The sequence below is a fragment of the Cobetia sp. 3AK genome (assembly GCF_029846335.1).
Classification (GTDB): domain Bacteria; phylum Pseudomonadota; class Gammaproteobacteria; order Pseudomonadales; family Halomonadaceae; genus Cobetia; species Cobetia marina.
The window spans coordinates 24330-37945 of sequence record NZ_JARWKR010000013.1 but is presented as its reverse complement, the minus strand read 5'-3'; the positions used below and the strand labels follow the sequence as shown (position 1 = coordinate 37945).

The following is a 13616-nucleotide window of genomic DNA, read 5'->3' as shown; positions in this document are numbered from 1 at the left end:
CATGAATCCTCTTCGTTCTCTGCATTTCAGAACCGCCATCGCCATTGCCGCGACGCTGTTTTTCGTCTCGGCACTGGTGACTGGCGTGTTGGTCTACCAACGCCAGCAGGCCCTTGAGCACAAGCTGCGCGAGAACCTGATCTGGGCGGTCTATCAGTTCGACAGGGAGGTGCGCGAGCTGCGCATGGTGGTGGCCGAGGAGCAGCAGTCTCCCACGCCACCGGAACTGATGGATGACAGTGAGCTGCTGTTGCGTCTGGACATCCTGTACAGCCGGGTACAGCTGCTGCAGAACGGTCAACTCGGCAGCATGCTGGCGGGGATGCCGGAACTGCATGTCCAGCTGCTGGCGATGCTGCCCAGAATCGAGGTGCTGGACAACGGCATCATGGAGCTTGCGAGTCGTCAGCAGCGTGAAGAGGCACTCTACGCGCAGCTGCTCAGTCGCCTGGTCTCTCTTCAGGAGCAGACAGGCAAGCTGCTGCTGGATATCAATGCGGAGGCTGCCTTGCAGCGCACGAAGGAGCGTACGGAGCTTCTCAATCTGTATGCACTCGCGCTGTCACTGGTCCTGCTGATGACCCTCAGCGGCACTGTCCTGGTGGTCGCTCTGATCGTCGAGAGTCGCGGGCGGGCCTCCAAGACCCGCAAGCTGGAGGAGCGTACGCAGGAGCTGGACGGCATGGTGCAGCTGGCGCAGGCCGCCAGTCGTGCCAAGTCGGAATTCATGGCGATCATGAGTCATGAGATACGCACGCCTCTCAACGGCATGGTCGGCGTATCGGACCTCATCGGTGAGGAAGTCTCGACCCAGCGTGGGCAGCAATATCTGGTGATGCTGCGTCAGAGTGCCGAGAGTCTGCAGGCCGTCATCAATGACGTGCTGGATTATTCCAAGATCGAGGCCGGCAAGCTGGAGCTGGACCGGCGCTGCTTCTCGCTGCCCGACTTTCTCGAGTCATTGTCCGCGCATTACACCCGTCAGGCAGACAGTGCCGGCAAGGGGTGCTCGCGTATCTTCCTGGAGGAGCGTGCCGATGACCTGCCTGTCTGGGTCGAGGGAGACGTCAATCGTCTGCGCCAGGTGCTGACCAACCTGCTCAACAACGCGTTCAAGTTCTGTCCCCAGGGGACCATCCGGTTGCGGGTGTCGTCGCAAGAGGATGAGACCCTTCATTTCGAGGTCCACGACAGCGGTTGCGGTATCGCCTCTGACCAGGTGAGTCAGCTGTTTGCCCCCTTCACCCAGGTGGATACCTCGATGGCACGTCGCCATGAAGGGACCGGGCTGGGGTTGGCCATCTGCAAGCGGCTGGTGGAGGCAATGGGTGGAGAGATCGGCGTGGAGAGTCATCTTGGCCTCGGCAGTCGATTCTGGTGTCGCGTGCCGTTGCCGGTGCTGACAGCCTCCGAGACCTGCCCCCAGCAGACGGCGAGGGAAGCCCCCTTGCCCGAGGCCCGCGTTCTGGTGGTGGAAGACAACGAGGTCAATCAGTCGCTGGCTCGCGCAATGCTGGAATATCTGGGGCAGCAGGTCACGATCGTCGAGGAGGGGGAGCAGGCGCTGGCCTGGCTGTCGCAGGCGGACCATGAGGTTGATCTGATCTTCATGGACATGCAGATGCCAGTGCTGGATGGTCTGGAGACGACACGACGCTGGCGTCAACGGGAAGCCGAGACGTCCGCGACCCGCCTGCCGATCATCGCGATGACTGCCAACGTGATGCAGGAAGATGCACGCCGTTGCATCGAGGCCGGAATGGACGGTGTCCTGCACAAACCCTTCACTCGTGATGACCTGCAGCAGGTGCTGCACCAATATCTGACGTCCCGCCGGCGGGAGATCCCCGTGGACGCTGGCGTGGGCTCTGGCGCGGAGTCTGACGCGAAATCTGGCACGGAAGTTCTCGCCATGGCGAGCCTGGCGGAGGAGCAAGCGGCGCCTCTCGGTACGGAGCCGTCATCTGATGAGACACATGCTGGCGCCGATCCGGCCTCTGATCAGTGTGACCTGAAGGGCAACCCGTCATCGCTGCTTCAGCAGGCGACCTGTCAGGAGCTGCTTGCCACCCTGAGTCGCGAGGCTTACTCACGACTGTTGAGCAATTACCTGACGCGCCTCGAGGGGCGACTCGACGTGATGTTGACCCTGCTACAGCAGAGGGATCTCGGAGAGCTCAAGCGGGAAGCGCATTCCCTGAAAGGGGCCTCTGCTTCGTTGGGATGCAGCGGTATCGCCAGCGGTGCCAGGGCGTTGGAGGAGGCCGCGATCTCCGAAGACATGACCCGGGCCCATCATCATGTCGCCACGCTGCGCGCCTTGAGTGTGCCGACGCGCGACAGTCTTCTCGAGCAGGGATATCTGCTCTCCTGAAGGGCTTTTTCTCCTGAAGTGCCTTTTGCAGGTGTCCTCATGTGAGGGCGATAGGCGAGCGAAGGGAAGTGAAGCGGAAGAGAAAAGAGTGCAGGAAGTGCAGGGAGTGCAGGAAGTGCAGAGCTCGCAAGACAGAAACGCCACCCATGGTGACATGAGTGGCGTTTCTGTCTTGAAGGAGCATTCGCTTGCTCGAGTCGGCTTTCTTGATCCGGGCATGCGTTGATGGGAAGCCTGTCTGTCAGTGAACGGAAGGCGCATGGCGCTGGATGAGGGCGCTGACGGCAGTGGGTGGGCAGTGGCTCCAGGCATTGAAGTCGGTGACTGTCATGGGCCGCGCGAAGAGATAGCCCTGGCCGAGATTGCAGCGAGTATCGCAGAGGTAGTCGCGTTGCTGTGTCGTCTCGATGCCTTCCCCGACGACAGCGAGATTGAGTCGCTGGCCAAGCTCGACGATGGTGCGCGTGATGGCACGGGCTTCCGGGTGGCTATCGCTGCGTCCGACGAAGCACTGGTCGATCTTCAGCTCGTCAAAGGGCAGATTGTAGAGCTGCATCATCGAGGAGAAGCCGGTACCGAAGTCATCCAGTGCCAGGCGATAACCGCGCTCGCGAATGGCGTTCAGGAGATGGCGGGCGTAGGTCAGACAGTCTATGCCGCAACTTTCCGTGAGCTCCAGGGTGATCGTATGGGGGTCGACCTGATGCTGGCTGGCAAGTGCATCAAGCTTCTTCAGCATGTCGCGCGAGCGAAGCAGTTGTGGGGAAAGATTGAGCGCCAGATTCAGCGTGAGGCCCTGTGATTGCCACTCCTGCTGCTGACCGAATCCCTGATTGATGACCTGCCAGGTAAGCGATTCGATGCGATTGCTGCGCTCCGCCAGGGCGATGAACTGGTTGGGCATGACCATGCCGCGCAGAGGATGCTGCCAACGCACGAGGGCCTCGGCACCACTCAGCTGGCCACTGGCAAGATCGATCTTGGGTTGATAGACGAGATGCAGCTGCTGTTGGGCCAGGGCCTCATCCAGCTCCGCGAGCGTCAGCGGATTATGGTGTTCATCGAGATCATTGAGCATGGACGCCAGATGCTTGAGATCGAACGGCTTGCTGAGCTGTCCCAGCATGTCCAGGCCACTGCGTCGGCCCTGATTGATCATCGCCTGCATGTCGTCATCGTGACAGGCGCTCATCAGAATGATGCCCGCCTCGACATTGCGCTCACGCAGATAGCTGAGAACATCAGCGCCGGTGAAGTCCCCCAGTTCATAATCCACCAGGATGAGGTCTGCCTGCAGAGAGGAAGGGTCACAGGCGATGTCCTGCAGTCCCTCACTTTCCATGCAGCTGAATCCGAAGGTGGAAAGCAGTCCGGCGATCAGCTCACGAAAGTCCGGATCATCGTCGATGATGAGTGCATGTCGCGTCATGTGATACATCCTTGGCTGGGGGCGAGAGGACGCTCACGGTGACATTTCTCGGGGGGTAGGTGAGCGCATGTCTGAAGACTAGCAACGTCGCCACTCACAACGCGTATATCGACACATTTGGCGCCACCTTTTTACATTCATGCGCCTGGTGGAGTCGTCCGGATTCAGAGTGGCGCACGGCGGTGAGACGTCGGGACACGAGATCGATGAATGCGCGGCAGAGATGCCAGAGGCGCCCGACAGGCGCCTCTGGAAGACGGGGACGTTCTCCTGCGTAAGCCGGCTCAGCGCAGCCTGTCGCAGTTGGGCTTCTCGCCGGCGGCCCGTGCCTGCTGGTAGGTCGGCAATGCGGTCTCGAGGCGCTCGTTGAGCGCGGTCATGCGCTGCTCGTCACTGGGGTGAGTGGACATCCAGACCGGAGGCTGAGCGCCACCGGAGGCGTTCATGTTGGCCCACAGCTTGATGCTGGCACGTGGGTCAAAGCCGGCTTCGGCCATCAGGTCCAGCCCCAGCAGGTCGGCCTCGGACTCATGTGAACGCGAGAACGGCTTGAGCACGCCATATTCCGCGCCCATGCCCAGCAATCCCATGAGCTGGTCACCGCCGGTGCCTTCCAGTCCGGCCAGTGCCTGGGTCAGGGAAAGACCTGCGGACGTCAGGGATTGGGTCGAGACGCGCTCATTGGCATGGCGGGCCAGCACGTGGGCGATCTCATGGCCGATGACGGTCGCCAGCTGATCCTGATTCTCGGCGACTTCCAGCAGACCGGTGTTGACGCCGATGTAGCCGCCCGGCAGTGCGAAGGCATTGGCAGAGTCATCCTCGAATACCTTGACCTGCCACTCGCTGATGCCATAGCTGGCGGGCACCTTGGCGGTCACGGCATCTGCCACGCAGCTGACATAGGCATCCTGGCGGCCTTCCACCACCGGCAGCTCCTGTTGGTACTTGCTGAAGCTGGCTTCTCCCATCTTCTCCAGCTCCTGATCCGAATAGAGCGTCAATTGGCTTCGGCCCAGAGGAGAACTGGCGCAGGCACTCAAGGTGACGGACGCCGCAAGAGCCGCCAGCGGGAGCAGACGGCGCAGGGCGCGGGGAGATGAGTGATCGAGCAATCCTGGCATTGAGGCCTCCTGGCAATGGTGACGATGACAACCTTCGAGTGCACGGCAAGGCGGTGCTGAACGTGCAAGAAACGTGCAGACAGCATAACCGGATAGGCGCAGTGGTGCAGTCAGCGAAATGATACGTTGCTGAGATCACAGCAACGTCAGGCCAGACGGGCTCGCCGGGCATGAGATACTGGGCGCGATCTCATGGGCCTGCCACGGCCCTTGCCCCATGTACCTGACAGGGAGTCATCATGTCACCAGAGTTTGAACACCGCCTCTCGCAGTTGCTGGACCGTCTGGAGCCGATGCTGCCGCCGACGGCTGTCGAGGTGGACTGGACACGAGACGTCGCCGCCTTATGGACCCGCCACCCCCTGGGCGGCCGCCTGACCCCGATCGCGCCGCGTGATGCCCTGACGCTCGAGGATCTGCTCGGCATCGCCCGTCAGAAGCGCGAGCTGCTGGCCAATACCCGCGCCTTCCTGGCGGGTCGGCCGGCCAACCACGCGCTGCTGTGGGGCGCGCGTGGCACCGGCAAGTCATCGCTGGTACGTGCGCTGCTCAACACCCTGGGCAGTGAAGGCCTGCGGTTGATCCAGATAGACCGTCACGACCTGCCGGCACTGCCGGGGCTGGTCGCCGAGCTGGCACAACAGCCGCACCGCTTCATCGTCTATTGTGATGACCTGTCCTTCGAGGGTAGCGATGACGCCTACAAGGCGCTCAAGAGCGTGCTGGATGGCACCCTGACGGGCCCGCCGGAGAACGTGCTGCTGTACGCCACGTCCAACCGTCGTCATCTGCTGCCGGAGCACATGAGCGACAATCACGACACGCATATCGTCGATGGCGAGCTGCATCATGGCGATGCGGTGGAAGAGAAGATCTCGCTGTCGGACCGCTTCGGCCTGTGGCTGGCCTTCCATCCCTTCAATCAGGATGCCTACCTGGAGACCTGTCAGCACTGGGTGGAATGGCGTCTCGGCGCGGGCAGCTTCGACGAGGCGGCGCGTGCCGAGGCGTTGCGTTACGCCACTCAGCGCGGGGTGCGCAGCGGGCGTGCTGCCTGGCAGTTCGCCAATCTGTGGGCGGGACAGAAGACACTAGAGGCATGATTCTGGTGCTTGGCGATTGAGGTGCTTGAGACGACAATGCTCGCCCCATGAAAAAGCCGCCCCTGCAGTCATCTGCAGGGGCGGCTTTTTCATGGGGCAGACTAGCGGATCAGATCCGCTAGTCTGCCGTCACACAGGCGTAGTTCACGCCATCAGCGGCGTTGCTTGCGTTCCTTGCGGGCTTCCTTGGTGCGCGCCAGTGAACGCTCTTTCGCGCGCTCGCGGTCATCGCTGCCCTGGGCACCGTCGAAGGGGTTGTCGCCTGAGCGGAATTCAAAGCGCATCGGCGTGCCCTTGACCTTGAGCACCTTGCGGAAGGTGTTGGTCAGATAGCGCTTGTAGGCTTCCGGCAGCTTGTTGGTCTGGTTGCCGTGCACCACGATCAGCGGCGGATTGGCGCCGCCCTGGTGCGCCATGCGCAGCTTGATGCGACGGCCGTTGACCATCGGCGGCTGGTGCGCCTGAGTGGCATCCTGCAGCAGGGTGGTCAGGCGCTTGGTCGACCAGCGGGCCACGGCACTCTCGAAGGCGCGGTCGATGGACGGGTAGAGGTCACCCACCGCCGTACCGTGCAGTGCGGAGATGAAATGCAGGTCGGCGTAGTCGGCAAAGCCCAGACGACGCTTGATCTCGGAACGCATCTTCTCCTTGGCTTCGCTTTCCAGGCCATCCCACTTGTTGACCACCAGCACCAGAGCGCGACCGCTGGTCAGCACGAAGTCCAGCAGGTGGAGATCCTGCTCGACCAGCCCCTGACGGGCATCGAGCACCATCACGGCGACGTTGCACTTCTTGATCGCTTCCAGGGTCTTGATGATGGAGAACTTCTCCACCACTTCGCGCACGTTCTTGCGGCGACGGATCCCCGCGGTATCGACCAGTAGATACGGCTTGCCACGACGCTCGAAGGGAATCTCCACGGCGTCGGTGGTGGTGCCGGCCTGGTCAAAGACGACCACGCGCTCCTCGCCCAGCAGGCGGTTGACCAGCGTCGACTTGCCGACGTTCGGGCGACCGATGATGCCGATGCGCACGCCGCGGTCATCCAGCTCCGGATGCAGGTCCTCGTCTTCGCCTTCCTCGACTTCCGGGTAGGGCGAGAGCACCTCTTCCAGCAGCGTGGTGACGTTGCGGCCATGCTCGGCGGCGATGGCACGCGGGTCACCCAGACCCAGGGTCCAGAAGTCGGACTTGCCGATTTCCTCGTCCATGCCGTCGGTCTTGTTGACCACCAGCCAGGTCTTCTTCTGGTTGATGCGCAGGTGGTTGGCGATGGCTTCATCGGCCATGTTCAGGCCGGCGCGCGCGTCGACCATGAACAGCACGATGTCGGCCTCATCGATGGCGGCCAGCGACTGGCCCGCCATCATCAGGTCGATACCTTCCTCGTCACCGCTGATGCCGCCGGTGTCGATGACGGTGTAGGGTTTGCCACCGACCTTGCCGGTGCCGTACTTGCGGTCACGGGTCAGGCCCGGGAAGTCGGCGACCAGGGCATCACGGGTCTTGGTGAGGCGATTGAATAGCGTCGACTTGCCGACATTCGGGCGGCCGACCAGGGCGATCACGGGGTTCATGGAATCTCACAGCATTCGCAGGGATAGCATCGATGCCGGCCCCGGGCGGTCTGCTTCGAACCATGACGGCTGGAAAGCACCTTGTGCAGGCAGGGCGATAGCGATGATATCGGACTTGGGTCACTGAAGGGCGTCGTCGGCAGGCGCCTGACGAGGCGTGTCTCCAGTATGGCCCGCAGAGTGGGCCTTGGCACTCTCTGCGGAAATGATCTCGTGGCTGAGTTCAGCGAATCTGCCGACACCTTGGCGCGTCAGCCGACTCGTGTGGTCAGCGGGGGCGGTATTCTAGCACTGCGAGCATGACGCTACCAATGGCGTAGACGGCATTGCGTGCCCACAACGCATCAACGGCAGCACTGGGGCTGCCGTTGATGCGTTGCAGAGGCTTCCCGACCGGACTCAGGGAGCTTCGAGATCCAGTGCGGTCAGCTCGCCATCATTGGTGTAGACGAAGATGCGCTTGCCTTCGGTGAGCGGCGTGATGCTGATGCCGTCACCACCGACGTCGTAGCGGCCAGCCATTTCCCCACTCTGGGCATCGATCAGGTGCACGTAGCCTTCATAATCTCCCACCACCAGCTTGCCATCGATGAAGGCGGGTGAGGTCAGCCAGCGACCCTCGAGGTCTTCCGATTTCCACAGCACGTTGCCGGTGTTGGCATCCATCGCCAGGATGTGGCTGGCGTTGTCGATGCTGAACAGGTAGTCACCCACGACGATCGGTGTCAGGTAGCTGGAGGAAGGCTTGTCCCACAGCGGCTCGCCATTGCGAGCATCCAGCGCGATCAGACGGCCGTTGTAGCTGGTGACGTACAGGCGACCGTCACGGGTCAGCACCGGCTGGCCATCCAGATCCACCAGCTGGTCCACTTCGGTACGCCCGGAGGGCACCGCGACCCGCAGGTCCCACAGCTCCTGACCCGAGCGGTTGTCCAGGGTCACGAGCTTGCCATTGGCGAAGCCGGCGAAGGTGACCGGCTGGATGACGCGCGGTGCGCCGGTGCCGCGCAGCGTCAACGCGGGGATGGTCGCGGAATAGACCCACTGTTCCTCGCCGGTGAAGCGATCCAGTGCGGTCACGCTGCCATCGACGCTCTGCACCACGATCAGCTCCTCGTTGTACTGAGGTGCGGCCAGCACTTCGCTGGAGACTCGCGTGCTCCATTCGATGCTGCCGTCCTGCTGGTCAATGGCGCTGACCTTGCCATCGCGGGTACCGACATACAGACGAGACGGGTCGGCATTCAGTGCACTGGTGATGCCGGCCGGCAGGGTGATCTGCCAGACCTCGTCGCCGGTCTTGGCATCGAAGGCTTCCAGCTCACCCTCTTCAGCCGCCACGAACAGCCGGTCATTGGCCACGATGGGGGCCAACGGGTAGTGAGCGCGACCCAGGCCGTTGCCGACCGATTCGCTCCAGGCGGAATCCAGCGCCACCGTGGCATCGAAGTCGACGAGTTCCTTGGGGGCATACTCTGGCTGGGCACTGCTGGCGCAACCGGCCAACAGGCTGACGGTCAGCAGTGACACAGGCAGCGACAGGCGGTGATTCAGTTTCATGACGGGCTCTCCACGGCGAGGTCGGCGAGTTTCAGATCCAGCCCGTAGACCGGCTGGCCGCTCTGCTCGGACAGGCGGCTGGCTTCTTGATAGGCCGCGACGGCTTCATCACGCTTGCCTTGTGCCACCAGTGCATCCCCGCGCACGGCGGCGGCCTGTGCCGCGAGGGTCGTGGGCGGGTTCTCCAGCAGGCTCAAGGCCTTGTCCTGCTCGCCGAGCTCCACATGGAGTCGGGCCAGACGCAGGCTGGCCAGCCCCTTGAGATAGCTGTCGGCGTCGCTGTCCACCACGCTCTGCAGTGCCTTGGCGGCAGCGTCGAGGTCATCGGCCTTCACCGACATGCTGGCATCCAGCAGGTGGGCCATCTGGGTATAGAGACTGTCGGCGTGCTCGCTTTCCAGCTCACTGATCAGGTTGCGTGCCCGCTGGACACCCGCATCTTCCAGCGTGGGCTGACTGACGAGGCTGATCAGCTGCTGATAGCGCATGGAGGCTGCCTCGGACTGACTGGCCTCGTAATTCTGCCAGGCCTTGAAGGCAAAGATGCCGGCACCGGCCAGCACGACACCGGCGATCAGTGACTTGCCGTTCTCGCTCCACCAGCGCTTGATGGCCTCAAGCTGTTCTTCTTCGCTTCTGAGCTCTTCCGCCACGGGCGGTCTCCTTGACCTGGCCGGTACGCCGGCACATGCATTCGGGAGGCGGGGCGCACTGGCCCCGCCGGATATTCACTGGCCGTCTCAGGCGCTGAAGACACTCGCGAGACGCTCGCCGAGGGCGCGCTGATTCAGGGTTTCCTGATCACGCTCCTCGCGCAGGAACTTGAGTCCCACGGTCCCTTCGATGACTTCATTCTCACCGAGAATCAATGCCACGCGTGCGCCGCTCTTGTCGGCCTTCTTCATCTGGCTCTTGAAGCTGCCGCCGCCGCAATGCAGCACGAGGCGCAGGTCGGGCAGGGCGCTGCGCAGATCTTCGGCCAGACGCATGGATTCGGCTTCGGCCTGCTCGCCCATCGACATCAGATAGACATCGACGGTCTCACGCACGGCCTCCGGGACCAGTTCCAGTGTCTCGAGCAGCAGGATCAGGCGCTCGACACCCATGGCGAAGCCGACCGCCGGCACCGGCTTGCCGCCCAGCTGTTCGAACAGGCTGTCATAGCGGCCACCGGCACACACGGTGCCCTGGCTGCCCAGTGCGGTGGTGGTCCACTCGAACACGCTGCGCGAATAGTAATCCAGGCCACGTACCAGGCGCGGATTGATGACGTACTGGATGCCTGCCGCATCGAGGCGTGCCTTGAGGCCCTCGAAGTGCACGCGGGAGGCTTCATCCAGGTGATCGCCGAGACGCGGCGCGGCATCGACGACGGCGGCCATGTCCGGGTTCTTGGTATCGAGAATGCGCAGCGGATTGCTGTGCAGGCGACGCTTGGCGTCCTCGTCAAGCACATCCAGATGCTGCTCGAAGTATTCGATCAGCAGGTCACGATAGGCAGCACGTGCTTCCAGGCTGCCCAGTGAGTTCAGTTCGAGCGTGACGTGCTCCAGCAGGCCCAGCTGACGCCACAGGCGTGCCGAGATCAGGATCATCTCGGCATCGATGTCCGGGCCATCCATGCCGTAGGCTTCGACACCCACCTGATGGAACTGACGATAACGGCCTTTCTGCGGGCGCTCGTGGCGGAACATGGGGCCGGCATACCACAGGCGCTGGATCTGGTTGTGGACCAGACCGTTCTCCATCGCCATGCGCACGCAGCTGGCCGTACCTTCCGGCCGCAGGGTCAGGCTGTCGCCGTTGCGATCCTCGAAGGTGTACATCTCCTTCTCGACGATGTCGGTCACCTCGCCGATGGAGCGCTTGAACAGCGCCGTCTGCTCGACGATGGGCGTGCGAATCTCGCGATAGCCGTACTGGCCCATCAGGGTCTGCACCTGGCGTTCGAAGTATTGCCATACCGGTGACTGGTCCGGCAGCAGGTCGTTCATGCCACGGATGGCCTGGATCTTGGTGCTCAACGTTCTCTCCTGAATCCTTGCGCATCTCCCCGCGGCAGCGGCATGCAGCAGCATGACGTCAGGCGGGGAGACGAAGGCGCATCGTGATGATGCGCAAGCCGGCTGAGACGTGCTCAGCCCTGGCGGATGATGGTATCGGCCTCACGGGCCTCTTTTTCGGCGACCTTGTCTCGAATCAGACGTTCCAGGTCATCGACGAGCGTGTCGTTGGTCAGCTTGCTGGCCGGCTTGCCGTCCAGATAGACCAGATTCGCCGGGCTGCCGCCGGTCAGACCGACATCGGTCTCCTTGGCTTCACCGGGGCCGTTGACGACACAGCCGATCACCGAGACGTTCAGCGGTGTCAGCACGTCCTCGAGGCGATTCTCCAGCTCGTTCATGGTCTTGATGACGTCGAAGTTCTGACGTGAGCAGCTGGGGCAGGCAATGAAGTTGATGCCCTTGGCACGCAGCTTGAGACTCTTGAGCATGTCGAAGCCGACCTTGATCTCCTCGACCGGGTCCGCGGCCAGCGAGACACGGATGGTGTCGCCGATGCCGTCCATCAGCAGCATACCGAGGCCGATGGAGGATTTCACGGTACCGGAACGCAGACCGCCGGCTTCGGTGATCCCCAGGTGCAGCGGCTGTTCGATGCGCGTGGCCAGATCACGATAGGCGGCGACGGCCATGAAGATGTCGCTGGCCTTGACGCTGACCTTGTACTCCTGGAAGTCGAGGCGATCGAGGTGATCGATGTGGCGCATGGCGGATTCGACCAGCGCGGCCGGCGTCGGTTCGCCGTATTTCTTCTGGAGGTCCTTTTCCAGGGAGCCTGCGTTGACGCCGATGCGGATCGGGATACCGTTGTCACGCGCGGCACTGACCACGGCACGCACACGGTCTTCACGGCCGATGTTGCCCGGGTTGATGCGCAGGCAATCCACGCCGAGCTCGGCGACGCGCAGGGCGATCTTGTAGTCGAAGTGGATATCGGCCACCAGCGGGATGTTGCTCTGCTGCTTGATGCGACCGAAGGCTTCAGCGGCATCCATGTCCGGCACGCTGACACGCACGATATCGGCACCGGCATCCTCGAGGCGCTTGATCTGCGCGACGGTGGCGGCGACATCGTTGGTGTCGGTATTGGTCATGCTCTGCACGGAAATCGGTGCATCGCCGCCGACGGCGACGTTGCCGACATGAATCTTGCGCGAGACGCGGCGCTTGATGGGGGAGTGACTATGCATGGGATTCCGGATCATTCACCGAGTGTGAGTTTGGCGACGGTGCCGCGTGTGGCGCTTTTCAGATCAACCGGCTCGTTCATGTATTCAAGGACGACGCCCGCGGATTTGCCGATGGTGAGCTTGAACGGCGGCTTGCCTTCCAGCGTCTTGCTGCTGCCTGGCGGGTTGGTGCCATAGAGCAGTTTCTTGCCATCCGCATCACGGATGTCGGTCCAGGAATCATTGTTGAAGGTCAGTGTCAGCTTGCGCGGGTCAGCGGCAGGGGCGGTAGCCTCCTGTACCGCTTGCGGTTCTGTCGAGTCCTCTGCGCCGGCAGCCGCGGTGTCGCTTGTGGTGTCCGCCGCGAGGCTGGCATCCGCCGGCGTGGTGCCGGTTTCGCTGACGTCGCCGCCAGTCGTGGCCGGAGTCGCCCCGGGTGTCGTCGCGACGGATTCGCCGGCGCTGGCCTCCCCGGCATCGTCAGCGGCAGGCGCTGCTGCCGTCTGGGAGAGGGTCAGCTCGATCGAGCCATCGGCGTTGACGACCGGTGAACCATCGTCGGTCGCGCCTTCGCTGAGGGGGGCGGCGTCGGACGTCTCTGACGGTGAGGTGCGTCCGTAGTCTCCGCTCTGCCACCAGACGTAGCTGAGGCCGATCAATCCGGCGATGACCAGCAGGCTGACGAGTCGAAACAGGTACTTGCCCAGCTTGCCGGGCGGGCGCACCGAGGGGCTCATCGCAGGAGGATGGCGCTCCACCTCGGTGGTGCCGAACTGGGCATTGTACTGGCCGACGACCGCTTTCTCATCCATGCCCAGCAAGCGGGCATAGGCGCGCAGGTAACCGCGGCGGTAGGCCGCGATGGGGATCTGGTCGTAGTGGTCGCGTTCCAGGTCATCGACCAGACTGGGGCGCAGGTTGAGCTGTGTTGCCACTTCATCACGTGACAGCCCCTGATGCTCCCGCTCAGCCTTGAGAAGCTTGCCAGGCAGTGTGTCGCTGACGGACATGTCAGGGGAGGGCTGATGTTCGCTCATGGCGCATCCTTGTAGGGAAGAACGGACGACCGGATACCTGTCCGGGCACTCTTCCGGTATTGCTGTGAACAGTTACTGTAAACAACTGCTGTGAACGATGGTCGTGAAAACGGGTGACTGCCAACAGGAGTGACCATCCGCTCCGGCTGCCGAGCTGACATGCCACGACGGTGACGTGAT

10 protein-coding genes are annotated in these 13616 nt (G+C 62.8%); 2 read left to right on the top strand and 8 right to left on the bottom strand.

Annotated features, from left to right (window positions below; translation table 11 throughout):
• Nucleotide 1: 1 nt before the first annotated feature.
• Nucleotides 2–2374 (top strand): ATP-binding protein, encoded by a 2373-nt coding sequence (locus QD228_RS15675; RefSeq protein WP_279876018.1) that lies wholly within the window; start codon nucleotides 2–4, stop codon nucleotides 2372–2374.
• 241 nt (nucleotides 2375–2615) lie between these two features.
• Here the strand turns inward: QD228_RS15675 and QD228_RS15670 are convergent, their stop codons facing one another.
• Together QD228_RS15670 and QD228_RS15665 are read right to left on the bottom strand one after the other, a co-directional pair.
• On the bottom strand, nucleotides 2616–3803 hold the full coding sequence (locus tag QD228_RS15670; protein WP_164850252.1) for an EAL domain-containing response regulator: 1188 nt from the start codon (nucleotides 3801–3803) through the stop codon (nucleotides 2616–2618).
• A 284-nt stretch (nucleotides 3804–4087) separates the two neighbouring features.
• On the bottom strand, nucleotides 4088–4927 hold the full coding sequence (locus QD228_RS15665) for a M48 family metallopeptidase (protein WP_170877501.1): 840 nt from the start codon (nucleotides 4925–4927) through the stop codon (nucleotides 4088–4090).
• Between the two features lie 239 nt (nucleotides 4928–5166).
• Between QD228_RS15665 and QD228_RS15660 the strand changes: the two genes are divergently transcribed.
• Complete coding sequence (locus QD228_RS15660; RefSeq protein WP_077380076.1) at nucleotides 5167–6030, top strand: ATP-binding protein; 864 nt, start codon at nucleotides 5167–5169, stop codon at nucleotides 6028–6030.
• 152 nt (nucleotides 6031–6182) lie between these two features.
• Here QD228_RS15660 and der read toward each other — a convergent pair whose 3' ends face one another.
• From der to QD228_RS15630, 6 genes are all read right to left on the bottom strand, one after another.
• Complete coding sequence (der, locus tag QD228_RS15655) at nucleotides 6183–7607, bottom strand: ribosome biogenesis GTPase Der (protein WP_077380074.1); 1425 nt, start codon at nucleotides 7605–7607, stop codon at nucleotides 6183–6185.
• Nucleotides 7608–8006: 399 nt separating this feature from the next.
• Nucleotides 8007–9167, bottom strand: coding sequence for an outer membrane protein assembly factor BamB (gene bamB, locus QD228_RS15650; RefSeq protein WP_077380072.1), 1161 nt, complete (start codon nucleotides 9165–9167; stop codon nucleotides 8007–8009).
• The gene (locus QD228_RS15645) at nucleotides 9164–9820 is read right to left on the bottom strand and encodes a tetratricopeptide repeat protein (RefSeq protein ID WP_084207900.1); all 657 of its coding nucleotides are present in this window, start codon (nucleotides 9818–9820) and stop codon (nucleotides 9164–9166) included. Before QD228_RS15645 ends, bamB begins: the two co-directional genes overlap by 4 nt.
• Before the next feature lie 87 nt (nucleotides 9821–9907).
• A complete protein-coding gene (hisS, locus tag QD228_RS15640; protein ID WP_254696563.1) occupies nucleotides 9908–11191 on the bottom strand; it encodes a histidine--tRNA ligase in 1284 nt (427 codons plus the stop codon).
• 113 nt (nucleotides 11192–11304) lie between these two features.
• Nucleotides 11305–12420: a flavodoxin-dependent (E)-4-hydroxy-3-methylbut-2-enyl-diphosphate synthase gene (gene ispG / locus QD228_RS15635; RefSeq protein WP_077380065.1), complete on the bottom strand. Its 1116-nt coding sequence runs from the start codon at nucleotides 12418–12420 to the stop codon at nucleotides 11305–11307.
• 11 nt (nucleotides 12421–12431) lie between these two features.
• Nucleotides 12432–13436, bottom strand: coding sequence for a RodZ domain-containing protein (locus QD228_RS15630; RefSeq protein WP_279876017.1), 1005 nt, complete (start codon nucleotides 13434–13436; stop codon nucleotides 12432–12434).
• Nucleotides 13437–13616 lie beyond the last annotated feature (180 nt).

What these genes read in the sequence shown, in the direction of transcription:
- QD228_RS15665 (WP_170877501.1), bottom strand. Translation starts at nt 4,927, where the DNA reads ATGCCAGGATTGCTCGATCACTCATCTCCCCGCGCCCTGCGCCGTCTG.
- QD228_RS15670 (WP_164850252.1), bottom strand. Translation starts at nt 3,803, where the DNA reads ATGACGCGACATGCACTCATCATCGACGATGATCCGGACTTTCGTGAG.
- der (WP_077380074.1), bottom strand. Translation starts at nt 7,607, where the DNA reads ATGAACCCCGTGATCGCCCTGGTCGGCCGCCCGAATGTCGGCAAGTCG.
- bamB (WP_077380072.1), bottom strand. Translation starts at nt 9,167, where the DNA reads ATGAAACTGAATCACCGCCTGTCGCTGCCTGTGTCACTGCTGACCGTC.
- QD228_RS15660 (WP_077380076.1), top strand. Translation starts at nt 5,167, where the DNA reads ATGTCACCAGAGTTTGAACACCGCCTCTCGCAGTTGCTGGACCGTCTG.
- QD228_RS15630 (WP_279876017.1), bottom strand. Translation starts at nt 13,436, where the DNA reads ATGAGCGAACATCAGCCCTCCCCTGACATGTCCGTCAGCGACACACTG.
- ispG (WP_077380065.1), bottom strand. Translation starts at nt 12,420, where the DNA reads ATGCATAGTCACTCCCCCATCAAGCGCCGCGTCTCGCGCAAGATTCAT.
- QD228_RS15675 (WP_279876018.1), top strand. Translation starts at nt 2, where the DNA reads ATGAATCCTCTTCGTTCTCTGCATTTCAGAACCGCCATCGCCATTGCC.